Genomic DNA, 18,493 nt, shown 5'->3' with positions numbered 1-18,493 from the left:
CTATTCATCTTCAGCTTACTTCAATCCTTCAACTATTCCTTCATACATTCCACTACGATTATATCCCGATGTCCAAGGACAAAGTTTGTAACCTGTAGTTGTCTGGGTCATACTTGAAATGGAGATACCGAATTGCTTGTCCACCGGAATAAGTTTCCGATATTCTTTCATAATGAAAGCCATATAGTTGGTCGCGGCAGTTCTTTCATCTTCCGTCAGTTTACTGGTCTGAATGAAGTTTCCGTCTACATTCTCCACCATCATACTGAGATCAGATACACGTATCGATTTACCCGTTTGTGCCAGCTTGGTAAACAATTTAACAATCATATCCTCATTACCTTTTTGGAATATGGCATCTTTTGCATAAATCGCATGAAGAAGAATATTGTATCCGTCAATCTTAGTTACATTGTCTGCTTCCCATGATTTTACTAATGTAATCAACTCATCAGCCTTCTTGTCCATTTCGTCATATTGATTGAAAGAATTGCTAACGAAGAGGTTGAGATCAACTTTTGCCGTATCACGAGCCATCTTCACGGCTGTATGCACATATTCAACTTCACCCAAGTACTCAGCCCAGTTGAAAGTATTGGCATCCACCGTTTTATCAAGCGGTTCACCTATAATATTCCATACTTTTACAGTTTCACCACCGGCGTTAACCATACCACCAATCCATTTGTTTAACTCTTCCGTAAAGATAATCTTTTTCTCTTCGGGAGTTTTCTCAATGATGGTGTCATCGGCCTTCCAATGAAGACTGATATTGTCGATGTAAGCATGCCATTCACCCGACCCGGAACCTACAGCCAGCTCGATCTCGGTCAGATTCTTCATAGAGTTGGGGATAGCTATTTTTCCACCTCCCGACGTTTCACCTTCTTTCAAGAATGTGATATAAATCTTATCCCGGCCCCATTTGTTACTTTCACAACCAAAGCCGAACGGCCCTTGCCCGCAGTTAAATTCTTGTCCGTTAATCAGTACTCTCATGCCAGAGCCCAACCGCCTTTGCCATCTATCAGGTACATATCGAGGGAGAGAGCTGTATAATCACCCAAGGTTCTTCCTTTCTCCAGTTTTACAGTAAACGTAGGATAAGAATAGTTACAAGGAGTAGCAGCCGTACCTACATGCAGAACTTTACCACTAGATTCAGGACCGTTCTCTACCACGCTTTGACTACCATTAGTCATCGGATAAGATTTGCCAAGCGCATCTTTTTCAAAATCGATTTTAGTGACACCTTTGGCAGCAATCTCATAATTCATCACGATGTTATCGAGATAGTATTGGGCTCCTCCAGATTCCGAACCAACAGCCAATTCAAACTCCGTAAGGCTCTTTAAATTTTCTGGTAGAATGAAGCCCGGAGCTTGTCAGTATTCAATGCGATGACAGCTTGACGATTCCAAGTGTTGGAACTACAACCAAATCCTTGAGCATTTACGCCTACTGCGAACTTCTCTCCATTAATTAAGACTTTCATACCTGATCCCCATAAGCCGTCATTATTCACAATGCGCATATCGATGGTCAAATTGACGTAATCGCCTAGTTTTCGACCTTCCGGCAACTTAACATTGAACTTAGGAAATGAGTAAGCAGCCTTATTTGCATCAGTACCTACATGCAACGCCTTCCCACTCTTTCCATCCGGGTCATTCTCTACTACCGCCTGACTCCCCCCAGTCATGCCGTAAGTCTTGCCTAATCCATCACCCTCAAAGTCAAAAATTACGGTCTTACCTTTTTCGGGCACAAAGGGAATGACGATAGGTTGAATCAATTTATTATAGTAATCAGCACGTTGTCCCTGATTAGAGCAAAGCGTACCACCATAGAGCGCTACACCAGCCTCTTTGGATGCATCAGCCACTAGCTGCATACCTCCAAAGTCGTAGGAAGCATCTCCTTTCAGTGCACTGAGAGGAGTGAAAAAGCCGCCAACATCTAAACCGTCGAAGTTGCTCAAAATTGTGCTATAGCCGATGTCTTTCTTCAAAAAGTCAGTAGGAGCCATGTTTACCATTAATTTGAATGGCGAACCGGCATCCCGAGTGATGTACGACTTTAGCAAGTCAAAGCCCGCCAGATATTCACTGTTAGCCACTTCTTCAGGTTTCTCTACCTGAAGGTTACAGTCGTACTCATCGGTGCATCCCATAACCGTCGCACACATCATGGCAATACCGATTATCTTATGATTAAAGTATTTCATATTCTCTTAGTTTAAAGTTTATACCAGATAATACTATCGCATTTCTATTTCGAAAGCCATACCACCTTGCACACCACGAGTGCTCAACACCAATGTATCTTTGGTAGCATACTGCATATTCTTAGTCTTGAAATCAACCGTATAATCCAGATAGATAGCATCACGATCTTTACCGCCAAGGCTATTCTTCTCCCCCTTCTTCACAAATTTGCCAGTACCGGAAATGGCGTAGTCAGCGGAAGTACTGCCAATCGTACAACTTCCGTCCTCGGCGAAAGCCAAGGTTAGGTTGTAATTGAAAAGAGTGCCTTGTGTATCTTTGGTGGACAAGGGCAATATATTATCTTTCAGACTACCGGTTTTTACGTTCACCTTCTCATCTTTCTCAACATACTGCTGGTGACGCACCAATTGGGAAGAAACACCGTTTAGTACAGCTTGATCTACTCCACGACGCAGATATTCCCCATGCCAAGGGTTGACATACTTCACCGCATAAAGTACAAAGTTTTTAGGCTGTATACTCCAATTACCGCTATTTGTCAACACGGGATTTTCTACAGTGGCTTTACCCTGAAGAATAGAATCTGCACCCTGTACGTCTGTCATTTTCAGAGGAATCACATAGTAGTTGTCAAGCGTTTTCTTGTCGGCAAAGAATGCGTCGGTAAACTGTACCTCCACACCCCCTATAATTTGCCCCTTAGGAATATTGATTTGATTGGAAGCCAATGTATAGTAGGATGCAGGCATAGGAGTAACGGGAGTGTTAGTCCCTTTGAAATAAAGATTCTCGCAGAGCGATTCATCCACTTTGGTATCAATCATTACATTCTGGCGGTTGGTATAGCCACCACCCCAAGCAGCTTTAATAGATACCCGATGTTGGTTATCCAAGGAATTATCAAGAAATTCATCTTCGCCCAGTTCAATAGTGCGTAAGCCATATTGGTTGGCAAAATATACAGTTTGATAATCGAAATCGGGAAATTCATTGTCCGAGCTTTCACACGCAGTGAAAGATAAAAGCAATGAGGTCAGTCCAATGTATACTAATTCTTTTTTCATATCATTCTATTTCATTAATAGTGTTCACAATCATCGGTTACTTCCATCCTTTATTCTGGATGAGCTTACTATACTTCAGTATCTCAGAGTTCGGAATGGGACAACAGTACATATAGTCTTCATAGGAGCGTTCTTCTACAGTTATCTTCTGATAGTTATTACCATTCCAATCAATACCGTATACCGATTCGTTCAAATCCATTTTCCAACGGCGAAGATCCCAGAAGCGGAATCCCTCGAAGCAAAGTTCCAACCGACGTTCATTGCGAATCAGTTCACGCATCTTATCCTTGCTGGAAGCGCACATTTCCAAGTAAGCATCATCAGCTCCACCGACTCCGGCACGCTTTCGAATAGCCTTAATTACATCGTAAGCAGAATAACCTCTGCCGTTAGCATCCTTCGGTCCCCAGGCCTCGTTGGCGGCTTCAGCATAAGTAAGATACATCTCCGTATAGCGAATACGAGGAGTGTAGTGCGGCTGTTTGGAAGTCGCTGCAGGATTGCAATTCACATCCATACGGAGACGTTTTTTCATGTAGTAACCTGTTCGAGTAGAGCGGTTCTCTGTCACGTTAACGCCGTCTTGATTGCCTGTATTGATATTGATGGTCACATCTTTCTCGGTGATTTTACTCCCATTGTAGAGGATATATTTACTCAAACGAGGATCACGTCCGGCATACGGATTATTGACATCATATCCACTAGCCGCCACGTCGCTTATAGGATAGCCGTTGGCCATGGGGAACGCATCCACTAGGTTCTGTGAAGGATTCATGTAACCATTACCATACAAACTTGGTGGAAAATTCTGAGATTCCTGGTCGTTATCACCACCGCCTTTATTTCCTCTCCACAAGATCTCTTTCGGGTTTGCACCATCCTGAATGGTATTCACAATAGTGGGCGAGTAATATTCCACCCCGTCGGAAGCTAATCCTGATACACCTCCTTTATAGTCTATCACAGCAGCCGCGGAATTGGCAGCATCTGCCCATGTAGCCGTGTTGGATGCATCCTGAAAAAGAAAACTAGCCGCCAACATGGCTGTACGTGCGCCGTAAGCCCGGGCTATAATTCCGTTGTACAACTGGCGTGCTTTGGCACCCATAACCGTATTATATTTACCTACATCTTTTGTGAGATTTTGGAAGTCGGCAGGAACATTCCCCGTAACATCCTCATACTCATAGGGAAGTCTTTTTTCCGCTTCCGACAGATCACTGTAGATTTGCTCTACGCAAGCTTGGAATGAAGCACGCGGCTGATTGAAATCAGACTCTACCGTTTGGTACTCCTTCATTATAGGTATACCAAGCAATTCACCGTCTGGGCCAAAGCCAGCATGGGCACGGAGCAGGTAATAATGGAACATAGCACGGAGACCATAGGCTTCACCAATGAGACGTTGGGCAAACAATTTGTTTAATTCTTCATCACTCGACCATTTTACACCTTCCACATTCTTCAAAAACAGGTTGATATATTGAATGGCACCGTAAGAATTCGTCCATTGGTTCTGCGGATTATATGAACTTGTAGTCCAAGCACCGGTCGCCATTTGCAGATACACATTACTTGGCTGGTTGGTTACGGCATCATCCGTACCATACTCACTATTATCGTAATAACCAGGGATTAAACTATATACATTGTGCAAGATTCCACGCGCATACTCCGCATCATTGTACATGTGATCCACGCCTTGGAAGTTCTCGATGGCCGGCTCAAATAAATCATCACAAGCCGAAAGCATCAAGGCACTTGCTATAAAAAGTATTACTTTTTTTTTCATAATCTTCTTCTTTATAAATCAATAAAATCAGAACGCAGCCTTAAAGCCTGCATAGAAGTTGCGGCATTGAGGGAAACCAGTACTCAGTTCCATATGCTTACGTTCTTTAGAGATAGTAAGCAAACTATTACCGCCGCAATACACACTTAAGCCACGCACAAATGTCCCATTGAAAGTACTCTCAGGGAAATCATAAGTCAACTGCACCTGGTTTAGGCGGAAATAGTTGCGTTTGTACATCCAGAACGTCGAGTTACGGTAGTTATTGTCACCGTTGGTTGTTGTCAGACGTGGGTAAGTGGCCACATCTTTCGTCTCTTCAGTCCAACGCCCCCATACCACGTCCGAGAATTTGCTCGTACCACGGTTCCAGTAGTAAGAACTCGATTTAAAATCTACAGTTCCGGATTGTCCTGTCCCCATAGCAAACAGCGAGAAATTCTTCCACTTCACGGTCAGGTTCAAGCCAAAGGAGAAAGGAGGAGCTGCCCAACCATTCTTTCCCAGTTCAATCTGGTCCTTACTATCAATCACTCCGTCCCCGTTAATGTCCTTATACTTCAAATCACCCGGTTTCACCGTGCCGAATGTCTGACGAGCATGCCCGTCGATGTCAGCCTGATCTCGGAAAAAGCCTTCGCATACATAACCGTAAGAAGCATCGATTGCACGACCTTGGCGGTATTGATACTTCTCGTCATAGAGTTCATCGCGTTTCAGAGCTTCGGAAGAGTATACCATACCGTTGAAGCCGAGGGTCACATCAAAGTCACCAAACTTCTTATTAGCACTTAGTGAGAAATCAACTCCACTGCGTCTATCCTCATTATAATTGACCCACGGCATAAAAGTTGAATTACTGCTTAGGGCGAAATACGAGGGATAAATCGAAGAGGCACCTTGCGTAAGCAGCCCTTTAGTGTCCTGTCTGAAATAGTTAGCATTCAGCCTCAGCAGGCGATTGAACAGTGTGGCATCAATTCCGGTACGGAACTCTTCACGTGTGATAAAGCCTAGATTCGGGTTATCACCACGCTTGGACGCCGGAGTCCATCCACCGGCAGTACCATCGTGCCACTGCACATAGAATCCTTCTTTGTCTCTCTTGGAAAAAGTCCCTTTATACAAATAATAATCGGAGATATCGAGATCCTGATGCAGGTTGGCATAAGAAGCTGTTATTTTCAGATCGTCTATAAAGTCCACATTTTCCATAAACTTCTCTTTACTGATTCTCCAGCCCAAAGTAACTGAGGGAGAGAAAGCATTACGTTTGCCTTCCGGTAACTTGGCCGAATGAATCACAGCACCACTAAAATCAGCATAGTATTTATGGTCATAATTATAGGATGCCCGTAGGCCTAAGTTTACGTTGCTGGTGCGGTGGTAATCACTACTCTCGTGGTTTTCGTCAGATGAATTTTGCGTCTGATAACCCCACCCTATGAATGTAGCGGCTACGTTGTGATACTTTGCAAAAGTACGAGCATAGTCGAACTGTGCACTGAAAGTCATCGTTTGGTCGTAGGTAGACTTGCCTACATATTCATTCGGGTCTTTTTTGTCCTCATTGTGTTTCCTCAGTGCTATAATCATATCCTTTCCGTTCACTTGAGACCATGTAGGTTCATAAACAGCGTAGGTCTCCTTGAAAGCTTCCGAATAATAGGCCGTATAGTCTACACTATAAGAGGTTTTAAACGACAGGCCTTTCAATAATGAATTCAAATCGGCAGCAAGACTTACATCGAACATAAACATACGCGCTTTCTCCTTCACATAGCCCGCAGCCAAAAGGTCGGCAAAAGGATTGGTCATATCAGACGATGTTCCACCAAGCAAATATTTTCCGTCAATCAGATGATTACTGTTGGTTATATAATCCTGTATCTGAGCTACATTGGTATCCATCATATCAATAGGCAACAACGGTGCAAACCAATTGGGACGTAAAGTCGATGCGGCTCCCCAAAAATCTCCCCGCCCCGCATACTGATTGGTGAAGACAACTGCCGCATTGGTAGTAGCTTTCAGCCAAGAGGCAAGTGTCATATCTACATTACCACGTATATTGAAACGCATATCGGAAGCTTTCTTCGACTCACCATACTTCAACAAGTTATCAGTATAGTCCATACCGAAATTCAGATAGTAGTGTGTGCGCTCGTTTCCTCCATATACCTCACCAGTCATATCGGCATTGTAATAAGCTTTTTTCAGGTAGTCCGAACTGTAGAAGTCAATGTTAGGATATCGATAAAGATTGTCTCCCACAGCAGAGTTGTAAATATCCGAAGCGTTGTACCTCGGTGAAACTCCGTCATTGCGGCAGGCTTCATTGTAGAGCGTCATGTAGCAATCTGAATCCAAGTACTTGGGGTAAGATTTGGGTACATTGATACCTACATTGCCACGCACATCAATGTGCATCGGTTCATTTTTGCCTCGTTTTGTAGTTATTAAGATAACGCCTTTGGAGGCGCGACTACCGTAAAGTACCACGGCAGCGGCGTCTTTCAAAATGGAAATATTCTCTACTTCCGAAGCGCGTACGTTGCTTGCACTACGGGGTACCCCGTCCACCAGGACAAGTGCTCCTTGTCCCAAATATTGCCATTGTAGCCACCTATCAGGCCTTCCAAACCGACTAAGCTATTGGAACTATTTACTTTTTTTGTCAGTTCGGACGTGTTGACCGTAGAAATGGCGTATGTCAAGTCTTCCTGGGCAACCGTACCGAAAGCCACATTCACCAGACTATCCTTATTATTCTCTTGTGCCTGAAGACCTCCTGCATGAAGCAGAGACATGGCGAAAACAGTGCAGCCAATATATATAAACTTTCTATTCATTTTTAGCTTCATTATTAGTTAATACGTCAAGATTACCATCCGGGATTCTGGTAGAATCCTTCATACATGCTAACATCCTTTTTAGGAAGTGGATACCAATAGTGTCTGTCAGTATATTTACGCTCGAACAATACTACTTCGCGTAGATTTTTGATAGCGTTTGCTTCCGGTACATCATAATTGTAGTCACTTGGATTAGCGCGATCAAACTCGATCTTGGTCTTCAGCGTATAAGGATCTTTGGTCAGAAGCATCCAACGCCGAAGGTCCATAAAGCGGAAGCTTTCAAAGGATAGTTCAACGGCACGTTCACGGCGTAATTCACTTAGGAAGTCAGCAGTGTTACCTAAGAATCTGTCAAGTACGGGTTCTACACCAGCGCGTTTGCGAATCTTGTTCAATGCTTCCTCGGCTGTAAGTGAATAAGTAGTGGCCTTATTCTTCGGACCATTGTAGCCCACTGCCGTAGCTTCGGCATACATCAGATAGACATCAGCCAAACGCATAAGACTAAGAATCATGATATTATTCTCCTTATAACCGTCAGTTGTATTCATCAACTGCGGGCAGAATTTGCTGTTCATATAGCCTGTGAAGCAGCCTTTCTTTGGGTTTACTTCTCCACTCTCCCGTCCTTTGGTAAACAGTTCTACCGTTCCGCCTGCACCACCGGTACTTTTCCACTTCATGCCATCGAACATGATGGTTTTGTAGAGACGCGGATCACGGTTCTTCCAAGGATGTGTGGGGTCATAACCCGACTCGGTATCAGCCTTTGTCATATCATTAATTGGATAACCATTTTGCATACCGTAGTAGTTCACATAATTGGCAGTAGGAAATACCTTGATACCAGATGACTCGATGGATTGCGGACGGAAATCGTTAATCATGTTCCAGCGCCAGCGCCCAGCATAGTCCTTAATATTCTCCATAAAGATAGACTCTTTCACTCCGGGCAGTTTACCGCTTGAGTTGTGCAACAAGAAGAGATCGTTATATTCGGAGAAGTTGGCCAGTTCGTAACGGTTGGTTGACTCAGTGAGAGCCAGCGCTTGCCCGAGAGCATCAGCTCCCCGTTTACACAGCTCTGTATTATATTCCTTCGCACCCCCGGAAGCCCAGTTCATCAACGGGCTACCAGCCAAAGCAAGGTCTTACCTTTGTAGGCTAAAGCCATAATCCGGTTAATACGCATATTGTTCTTACCCAGCGTTACTTTTCCAGCAGTCGTCGCATCCCAGTCGACAGGTAGAAAGGCTGCTGCATGTTCAAAGTCTGCTACACATTTTTCCGCACATTCCTGCCAAGTGAGGCGAGGCAGCGTGGGAGTCACATCCGAAGCGAGTACTTGATCGATGTATGGCATTCCCCCCCACCATTCCATCAGCATGAAGTGATACCAGGCACGAAAAAAGTAAAGTTGTCCTTCGATGAGATTACGTTCTTCTTCGGTGGCATCTACCAGACTGCTGAGATTTGCGATACCGATATTGGCTTTACGGATAGCATACCAAGAGTTGGCCCATAAATGACCTTTGTCAGTTCGGTTTGTTGAACCTGCCGCTCCTTGATTATTCGGATAGCATAGTAAGCTGTTGACCACCCCCAGAAGTCTCCATTGTCTACGTTACGAGCCTGCAAACGCATTTCCTGCGGTTCCCAGTATTCATCTTCACCATAATTGAAGCAAGTATGTCCGGCATCTTTGTTGTTCGAAATTGCCGGAATACAATTATAGAGTTCCTCGGTGAATCCCTGAAAGTTCTTGAAGTTTTTGTAGGGGTCATTCGCTTGGTAATCACTTTCCGGAGCTTTATCCAGATAGTCGGTGCACGAGGTCATCCCCATCATGCCTGCCACTGCAAGGGCTGACATCATAAATAGTTTGTTGATATATTTATTCATAATCATCTCTGCGTTATTATAAGGTTATGTCGATACCAAGGTTGAAACGGCGTACCGTAGGATAGGCACCGTCCGAAGAGCCCGTGCCGTAGTTAGCTTCACGGTCGTCCGGCATTTTGGTCCACATATAGAGGTTGTCACCATTCAGATAGAGGCGCAAGGAATTGACCCCCCTTTTCTTCAGCCAGTTATTCTTGAATGTGTAGGCCACTTCAACATTTTTCAGACGAAGGTAAGCGCCATCATACCAATAACGCGTGCCGGTAGCAGCTGCGTCTACAGCGGTTCCCCAACGTGGAGTAGGCAGCGTAGCGGTACCGCCCGGAGTCCAATAGTTACCCTCTGCATAAGCAACGTGAGCTGTGGAACGGAATGTCGGGAAACTGACCTCACGAGTTACGTTGGTTACACCATAGAATTGTGCGAAACAACTGAATCCTTTCCATTCAAAACCCAGAGAGGCATTATAAGTATTCTGTGGTGTGGTGGCATACTGATAGGGGGCACGGTCATCATTATCGACTACACCGTCACCGTTAAAATCAATAATATTGTAGTCACCAGGCAATTTCATATCATTTCCGGTTGTCCAGCTACTACTACCTATCACATCATCCCAGGTGACCAAGTTTCCATGATCGATGTAAGAATAAACTTGATTAATACTATTCCCTGCTCCTTTCTGATAAGTAGGTAGCAAGGGAGCGTCGTCTCTGAACTTGATTTTATTGACAGCATGAGTCGTACTCGTATTTAACCAGGCACGCATACCGTTATTAAACACATAGTTCAAACGCAACTCCAATTCGTAACCATGGCTGTTTACCTTACCCAAGTTAGCCTGTGGAGCCGTTGCACCAAAATAAGATGGGATGGAACGGCTACCACCACTAACCAAGATGTCTGAACGGGTATCGTTGAACACATCTACCGAACCTGCGATAAGGCCGTCGAAGAAAGCGTAATCCAAACCGATATTGCGTTTTTCTACAGTTTCCCAAGAAACGTTAGGATTGCCCAATGAAGAGATTTTCCAGAAGGTATAAGGAGAATCGTCCGGATTAATGCTACCCATAACAGTGTTACCACCATTGCTCAGTTGGTCTTTGTATAAGAAGCGGCCGCCGACATTATCATCACCGATGCGTCCCCATGAACCACGCACTTTCAACATATCTATAAACTTCATTTTTTTCATAAACTTCTCTTCACTGATCATCCAACCTAACGAGAGAGAAGGAAAGAAAGCAAAACGATAATCGGGGCCGAACTTCTCGGAACCGTTATACGCACCATTGGCTTCGAAGAAATAGCGCATGGCATAGTTATAAGTCATACGGAACACCCAGTCTTCCCGATAAACGGGGAATCCATTTCCTCGTGCCTCTTTCAACCGGCTGAAAAGACCGAGAGCGGTCACCTCGTGTTTATCGAACGTACGGGCATAGTCCAACTGAAGCGAGTAGTAGAGTTTACGATACGTAGCACCTAGATTCGCACTACCTGATTGTTGTATCCAATAGATCGGATTGACGACCTTGTCAAGTCCGGTACCTGAATCCGGATCGTATTGGTAGCGATACTCGCCTGTATCAGGATTCACCCAGAGGCGTTGTGCAGGATTATACTGGTCACTGAGCCCGCGTTTGTTTTCTACAAAAGTGTAGTCCATGGAAAAATTCGTCTTGAATTTCAATCCTTTGGTCAGCATCGCCAAATCCTGAGTCAGGATGAAGTCGGTAGTCATCTTGGTAGTCGTGCGTTTTTCCTTGCCACCCACGGCCAAGGAATAAATCGAGTTAGGCACATCTGCGTCACGCGGGGCGTACCACCCCCACATACCGTTGGAATACACGGGGCGCATGGCATCGGGAGCCGATTTGTAGGCAGAATTCCAGTAGCCTGTATCACCGTCACCCATATCCCATGGTAACTGGCGTTGTGCGTTCGACCCGAACAAGTTTGTAGAAAATTGAGTGGTCTTGGTTAACTGGAAGTCCAAGTTGCTGCGAACGTTGATGCGGTTATAGCCGAAACCGGAGTTATAGCCACGCCCATTTTCAAAGTTCTTAAACAAGTCACCTTCGTTTACGAAATCCACAGCCGCAAAGTAGCTCACAACTTTGGTACCGCCCGATACGTTCACACTCGTATTGTAAGACATGGCAGCTTTCTTGAAAAGCTCCTTTTCCCAATCTACATTGGGATAGCGATCCCACTCTTCCGCATTCGCCGGATTGCGATATTTATCGATGATAGCTGCAGGTGTATAGTTAGCCCATCCGGCCGGATTGAGGCTAGCCTCACGCTCAATGGAGTTGTTCATCAGGTAAAATGTGTCATATGCGTCGTACTTTTCGGGAAGCTTCGATACGACCTTTGCCGTAACATTAGCCTTTATCCGCACACTAGCCTTTCCCTCTTTACCGCGCTTGGTAGTAATAAGGATTACCCCGTTGGCTCCTTTCACACCGTACACAGCCGTAGCAGAGGCATCTTTCAAAACAGAGATATTTTCTACAGAAGAAATGTCTACCGAACTCATTTCACGTTCAATACCATCCACTAATATCAAAGGCGCGCTACTGTTCCAGGAACTCTGCGTACGAATGATGATTTGAGGATCTTCGGCACCCGGCATACCGGTAGAGCTGGTAGTGATTAAACCCGGCAAAGCACCGGTCAGCGCCGCACCCAAGCTGCTTACCCCACCAGCACGCTCCAATGTCTTACTATCTGTTTGTGTAATTGCACCTACCACGGATGCTTTTTTCTGTTGTCCGTAACCAACGATCACGACCTCATCCAATTGCCGCGTATCGTCTTCCAACGTCACTTTCACCTGACCCGTAGAAACCACTTTTACTTCCTGCGGTTTCATTCCTACATACGAAACAATAAGAGTCGATTTTTCATTGGGCACATTCAACACAAAATGTCCATCCAGATCAGAAATTGTACCTATTGAATTATTACCTTTTAATATAACTGAAGCACCAATGATTGTCTCACCGTTACTATCAAGCACAGTCCCTCTTACCGTTATACCTTTCTGAGCCGATGCCGTCATGAAACTGAAGAGCATAAGCAGGAATAGGCAAGGGATTTTTTGAATTTTCTTCCTTACATTTTTCATTACTATTAGATTAAGATGTTAATTAACTACGTTATTTTCCAATCATCATTCATTAGATAATAGCTTCAGCTATCGTTATACACACACTTCATAGACAATAGTATTAGATTATTATAAAAAGCCACTGTTCACAAATCACAAGTAGTATACAGGCTGGTTGCACCTCCCATAGGCTCTCCCACCTAGTAGTGGGGAGATAACTGGCAGCATAAACTTCTTGGTTGCCACAAAGGTAAACTATACTACAGCAAGACGCCCATAGTTATGTTACGCGCTTCTTTGGTATAATAACACGTCTCCTTTTCAGCGTAACATCCATCTTTACCCTTGTAGCATCCCAAAATTTAGACATAAACAATCAGCATTATTCAATGCCATGATAAAGACTATTTAAACTCCCAATAATCCAAATCAAACAGGTTGTTTCCTTTCTCGCCTTTAAAGCAAAAATACAGGTCATGTATTCCTTTTGCGTTCTTTATTGAGCATGACATAAGCTTATATATATCCATTCCGCCTGTCGGTTTTATAGCCACGCTACCTATTAGCGGACCATCAACGCTGTCCAGGCGAACTTCAATCGTACCTTCTTTTTCAACACAAGCTGCACTCACGCTGAATTTCTTTGCTCCCTTCACGCCGAAGTCGACACCACGTACACACAGAGACTCATTGTTATCAATGTCAGTCACAAACAAACCGCCATTGGCAAACTTCTCGGTTTTAAGGCCATATCCCCAAGCCATTGTTTCAGCTTCTACCTACGGTAAGGATTAAAGTTTTCAAGTTGTCCCAATTTCGTTTCCTTCCAATAAGGTACTTCCTGAATAGTTCCATCGGAATTATAATGCATTTTTGCAACAGAAGTCGAACGACGTTCTTTATGGTCGGGAGTCTCCAGACGCAGTAAATCATAATTCAAACCAAACACATAAGAGCTCCCTTTATAATCAATAATACCCGGATGATTCCCTCTAGTCTTCTCTGTAGGACGCATGATGTATCCTTTGGTAGTCCACGGTCCGGTAGGTTTATCACTCATGGCATAACCAATACCCTCCGGACAACAAGTCGAGGCAAAAGCCATGTAATAATGCTGGTTCCGCTTATATACCCAAGGACCTTCCTGATAATGCTCCGGTTTATTCTCCAATTGTACGATTTCCCCCGAATAGGAAATCATATCCTCATTCAGTTTCACATAATAAACATTCGGATTACCCCAATACATATAGGCCTGTCCGTCATCATCAATAAATACAGTAGGGTCTATGTCGTACCAATGCTCCTTTTGCCAAACCAAGGGTTTGTTCAAAGGATCCTTAAAAGGTCCGTAAGGAGTATCGGATACTAAAACACCAATACCATTGCCGTGAATCGGGCAATACATATAGAATTTGCCATTGCGTTCGATAACCTGTTCTGCCCATGCACCATTATCACGCGCCACCCAATCAAAGCTTTTCAGAGAAGCAACCGCTCCATGATCAGTCCAGTTCACCATATCTGTAGAAGAATAAAGTAACCAGTCTAACATTTTGAATCCTTCGGCGTCATCTTCATCATGAGTCGTATAAAGGAATATAGTATCGTTGTATACCATCGGAGCCGGATCGGCTGTATATTTTGTTTGGATAATCGGGTTTTGTGCAATTCCCGGAGTAGCAGCCAACGCTAACAGGAATGACAGGCTTAGTAATTTCAAGTTTCTCATGTTCAATTTATTATAGTAAATAATTATTTTATAATTAAGATTCCACCATTACAAGGGATAGACAACTGCAACTCTTGTTTTTTTCCTATTTTGATCGGTTTCACGTTACCTTGCAATGTCTGGTCATCACTAAACAGCCGCAATTGCTCTCCACTTGAAAACATAGGTAAGTTAACCTTGACTTTCAGCGGCTCCTTTTGTGCATTTATACCGGCTACATACCATTTGTCTCCATGACGACGAGCCAGAATAACGTATTTACCGGGATAACCGTCAATGAAACGTACCTCGTCCCAAGTCGTAGGAACTTGTTTCATAAAATCAATAGCCCATGACGGAGCATCTGTCAGATTGTTAGGAGCTAAGGCGAAATGTTGAACCGGACTCTGAAACAATACGGCTGTAGCCAGTGCGAAGACGTCCGATGTTACTCTACGACTTCCACGCGGAGCATTGTTCGCATTATAATATTTATTTAATGCGCTACCGCCAAAATCCATACTCCCCACAGTATTGCGAATAAACGGGTGCAGACAAGCATTAAATGCTTCATTATCACAACTACCTTGCGAAAAATGAAGATTTTCACTGGCCAGTACCGCTTCGCTGGATGCAAAGTTTGGATACATCCGCTCCCATCCACGGGGTAAAGTACAGCCATGAAAGATTACCAATAATCCGTAATCATTCGCATCTGCCAGAATATCTTCATAAAGCTGCATAGTCATTTGCTTATCTCCGCCGAAAAAGTCCACCTTTATTCCGCGTATACCAATGCTTTGCATCCATTTCATTTCTTTCCGCCTAGCGATTGTATGATTCATAATACCTCGCGGCGATTGTGGAGCGTCATTCCAATAACCATTGGAGTTATACCACAAATACAGATGTACATCCTTTGCCGCAGCATACTCTGCCAATTTTTGTATCTTATCGTGCCCAATCTGTTTATCCCAAAGCGCATCTACCAAGACAGACTGATACCCCATCGCAGCCGAGAAATCAATATAGCGGATCTGTTCTTCATAATTCGTACTTGCATCCATACCGATAATCCAACTCCACGAACCAGAACCGTATGTATATTTCTGTGATGCCGTATATAGTGGTTCCACCGCATCAAAAGCAGTTGTTGATTCTACTATGGGAGCAAGCGTTTCTCCCAAAACAATCGTACGCCAAGGCGTCTCTCCCGGCAATGAGAGGCCCGGTGCAACCGTACCATTACCATTTGCTTCACCCTCCTGAGGAAAACCGATTGTATACAATCCTTTATTGCCTCCCAACAAGCGGCTACCGCAATAGCCACCATTTACTCCTGTTTCAGAAATGAGCAACCAGCCTTTATCGCCATTACGGAACAAACATGGAAAAGTGTAACCTTCCCCCCATCCATTCTTGCCAACGGCATCATCTACCGTATAGGATGTTTCATAACTGGGCGAAGTACGGGCAAATCCACCCATAGGCTTACTTTGCGGGCAGAGGAATGTAGTAGTCCCATCGGGAAGCACAAAACCCGTTGCTTCTTTTTGAATAATACAACTCAATGTTTCACCTTGCGGATACATTTTATATTTAAAGACAACATCCCGGTTACTGATGCGAAAAACGACATCATAGACTGCTTTTCCCTCTCGAATAAATGGTATAGTCGCCTCTGTTGCTACATAATGAACCTTACTCTGTTTGATGCTAGGCAATTCATACACTTCATTAATTTCCTTAACCCGTATATCTTTGCCTAGTGACATTTGCTGCGAAAAATCACCGATATTCGTAACCAGCCCTAAAGGTGATGATTCTAAAAAAGAAACGCCGTTATAACTGATACGATAAGAGGGTTGTCCGTTGATGTCCGATACAATCACCGCCAATTTTCCATCCGGGCTTGCTATCTGTTTTTCATCCGCATTTACTACGGCGGCTGTCAATAGCATTGCTAGCGCAAAAAAGAATTTCATCATACTATTTTAAGATTAAACATTTCTACTACTTATCATTGGCCAACGTAGCATACAATCCGATCATTGCTCCGGTAAATCCTCCTGCGATATTAGTAGACAGAATATCACCGGAAACTGTACCTCCCAGATTCTGGAATTTTTCCCCGTCAGTCGAATAGTTAAATCGATAATCATCACCACTAGCCGCTACTTGTAGTGTTATCGGTTTCTCCGCTTCTATCTTTACCTCTCCCACAAGGATCGATTTCCCCTTTTCCGTCCTTTCAAGTATCAAGTAGTCGCTTTTCTCTTTTTTAGTTATGCCGAAGACATAATTATATCTTTCATTCTGATAACAAGTGATACCGGCCAATTCATTACTTGTCTTAGCTCTGTAATCCATCGTTACCGACGCTGTGAAATGGCTATGTTGCTGCCGATAAAACAAAGTAGATGTCGGCTTAACTTCTTTAATATTAATCGGGAAAGGAGTTATCCGTAAACCTTTGCCGGTGATATTAATAAATTCTTCACGCGGTCCTCTAAGTCCGATCCATCTGAGGTCTAGCTTTTTTGCTGAGAAATCATCATCAAACACAAAATTCCCATTAGGCAGAAAGCCATTTTCACCCGTCATATTTTCTACTCCTGCAGGCATTTTCAGTGTAGGTTTCATGGGAACAAGCCCGTTTTCAAAAACAGGAAATGTTCCGCTCCAATCTACCGGAAGAATGAATGTTTCACGCCCCGTATTCACCCTGCTCTTTTCGTTAGGACGTATGCCTAGAAACACACCATAATATTTGCCGTCGGGTCCCTCTACCAGATCAGCATGGCCTGCCCAGTCCACTTTATTCTCCCGATTTACCGGAAAATAACGTTGAGTCAGAATAGGATTGCTGCTTGCAGGTAAATAGGGACCTTTGGGATTATCACTCACAAAGACCACCTCACTATGCCAACCGCCGGTTCCGCCTTCCGCACACATTAAGTAATATCGCCCGTCTTTCTTGTAGATATGAGGTGCTTCGATCCAGATTGGCTTCTCTTCGATATTGACTCCACCATTAACGATGATCTTATCAGACCCCGGAACCACCCTATCATTCTCTATGTCATAATCCCATATTTTTATGACACGGTGTCCCGAGTAACGTTCTTGACCCTGTGGGGGAGCATCATTATGAACCACATACGCCTTACCGTTGTCGTCAAAGAATAGCGAGGGATCAATGCCATCAAACTGAAGTTTGATAGGATCGCTCCACCCCTTCTCCGGTTCTTTCGTCTTTACTACTATATTTCCGAACCCTCCGGAAAACTGTGTGGTAATCATGTAAAACGTATCATTACCCGGGTTATATCTTATTGCGGGAGCATATACACCCGCACTGATACCACACTCTTCCACCTTTAGTTGTGAAGTTCTGTCCAGTACATGGCCGATTTGTTTCCAGTTGACTAAATCATTGGAGTGAAAGATCGGTACTCCGGGAAACATTGCAAATGACGAGCATACTAAATAATAATCATTTCCCTTCCGGGTAATACTTGGATCAGGATAGCAACCTTGCAAGATGGGATTATAAAACTCATCCGGCTTCAGTGTATTATTTTTATAGATGGCATCTTCTCCCTGATAAGTGAAATGCGTAAAAACAGGAGCATTCTTTGTAACCTTACCTCTTCCGCTTGCTTCTGTACTAAAACAAAGGATAGCAAATAGCAATAAACTCAAAGACTTCCATCCGGACAAAATCAACTTTAATGTTCTCATATTATAACTTTTTATTATCTAATAAATGCTTGTTTTCAAACCAGTACTGCAAATGTATGGTTTCGAT

At 43.8% G+C, this 18,493-nt stretch carries 8 protein-coding genes and 3 pseudogenes; all 11 read right to left on the bottom strand.

Features of this window, described 5'->3' with window-relative positions:
• Window positions 1-15: 15 nt before the first annotated feature.
• Window positions 16-999, bottom strand: a complete 984-nt coding sequence (locus JCM10512_RS23745) for an endo-1,4-beta-xylanase (protein WP_244437074.1) — start codon at window positions 997-999, stop codon at window positions 16-18.
• Window positions 996-1,331 carry a hypothetical protein gene (locus JCM10512_RS23740; RefSeq protein ID WP_244437073.1) on the bottom strand — a complete coding sequence of 112 codons (336 nt, stop codon included), beginning with the start codon at window positions 1,329-1,331 and terminating at the stop codon, window positions 996-998. The genes JCM10512_RS23745 and JCM10512_RS23740 overlap by 4 nt, the downstream gene beginning before the upstream one ends.
• Window positions 1,332-1,351: 20 nt before the next feature.
• Window positions 1,352-2,227, bottom strand: a complete 876-nt coding sequence (locus tag JCM10512_RS23735) for a hypothetical protein (protein WP_244437071.1) — start codon at window positions 2,225-2,227, stop codon at window positions 1,352-1,354.
• 33 nt (window positions 2,228-2,260) lie between these two features.
• Window positions 2,261-3,295 carry a DUF5627 domain-containing protein gene (locus JCM10512_RS09465; protein ID WP_044162498.1) on the bottom strand — a complete coding sequence of 345 codons (1,035 nt, stop codon included), beginning with the start codon at window positions 3,293-3,295 and terminating at the stop codon, window positions 2,261-2,263.
• 37 nt (window positions 3,296-3,332) lie between these two features.
• On the bottom strand, window positions 3,333-5,093 hold the full coding sequence (locus JCM10512_RS09460) for a RagB/SusD family nutrient uptake outer membrane protein (RefSeq protein ID WP_044162496.1): 1,761 nt from the start codon (window positions 5,091-5,093) through the stop codon (window positions 3,333-3,335).
• 27 nt (window positions 5,094-5,120) lie between these two features.
• A pseudogene (locus JCM10512_RS09455) lies at window positions 5,121-7,945 on the bottom strand (SusC/RagA family TonB-linked outer membrane protein).
• Between the two features lie 32 nt (window positions 7,946-7,977).
• A pseudogene (locus tag JCM10512_RS09450) lies at window positions 7,978-9,853 on the bottom strand (RagB/SusD family nutrient uptake outer membrane protein).
• A gap of 16 nt (window positions 9,854-9,869) precedes the next feature.
• Window positions 9,870-12,995: a SusC/RagA family TonB-linked outer membrane protein gene (locus tag JCM10512_RS09445; protein WP_044162494.1), complete on the bottom strand. Its 3,126-nt coding sequence runs from the start codon at window positions 12,993-12,995 to the stop codon at window positions 9,870-9,872.
• Between the two features lie 380 nt (window positions 12,996-13,375).
• A pseudogene (locus tag JCM10512_RS09440) lies at window positions 13,376-14,703 on the bottom strand (glycoside hydrolase family 43 protein).
• Between the two features lie 23 nt (window positions 14,704-14,726).
• On the bottom strand, window positions 14,727-16,667 hold the full coding sequence (locus JCM10512_RS09435; protein ID WP_044162546.1) for a glycoside hydrolase family 97 protein: 1,941 nt from the start codon (window positions 16,665-16,667) through the stop codon (window positions 14,727-14,729).
• Window positions 16,668-16,695: 28 nt separating this feature from the next.
• The gene (locus JCM10512_RS09430) at window positions 16,696-18,426 is read right to left on the bottom strand and encodes a glycoside hydrolase family 43 protein (RefSeq protein ID WP_044162492.1); all 1,731 of its coding nucleotides are present in this window, start codon (window positions 18,424-18,426) and stop codon (window positions 16,696-16,698) included.
• Between the last annotated feature and the right edge of the window lie 67 nt (window positions 18,427-18,493).

It is taken from the genome of Bacteroides reticulotermitis JCM 10512 (genome assembly GCF_000517545.1).
GTDB lineage: Bacteria > Bacteroidota > Bacteroidia > Bacteroidales > Bacteroidaceae > Bacteroides > Bacteroides reticulotermitis.
Note: the sequence above shows the minus strand (reverse complement) of the source record. Positions and strands in the feature narration are given on the sequence as shown.

Excerpts from the sequence above, each read along its gene's own strand:
- JCM10512_RS23745 (WP_244437074.1), bottom strand. The coding sequence starts at position 999 with ATGAGAGTACTGATTAACGGACAAGAATTTAACTGCGGGCAAGGGCCG.
- JCM10512_RS09465 (WP_044162498.1), bottom strand. The coding sequence starts at position 3,295 with ATGAAAAAAGAATTAGTATACATTGGACTGACCTCATTGCTTTTATCT.
- JCM10512_RS09435 (WP_044162546.1), bottom strand. The coding sequence starts at position 16,667 with ATGAAATTCTTTTTTGCGCTAGCAATGCTATTGACAGCCGCCGTAGTA.
- JCM10512_RS09460 (WP_044162496.1), bottom strand. The coding sequence starts at position 5,093 with ATGAAAAAAAAAGTAATACTTTTTATAGCAAGTGCCTTGATGCTTTCG.
- JCM10512_RS23735 (WP_244437071.1), bottom strand. The coding sequence starts at position 2,227 with ATGAAATACTTTAATCATAAGATAATCGGTATTGCCATGATGTGTGCG.
- JCM10512_RS09430 (WP_044162492.1), bottom strand. The coding sequence starts at position 18,426 with ATGAGAACATTAAAGTTGATTTTGTCCGGATGGAAGTCTTTGAGTTTA.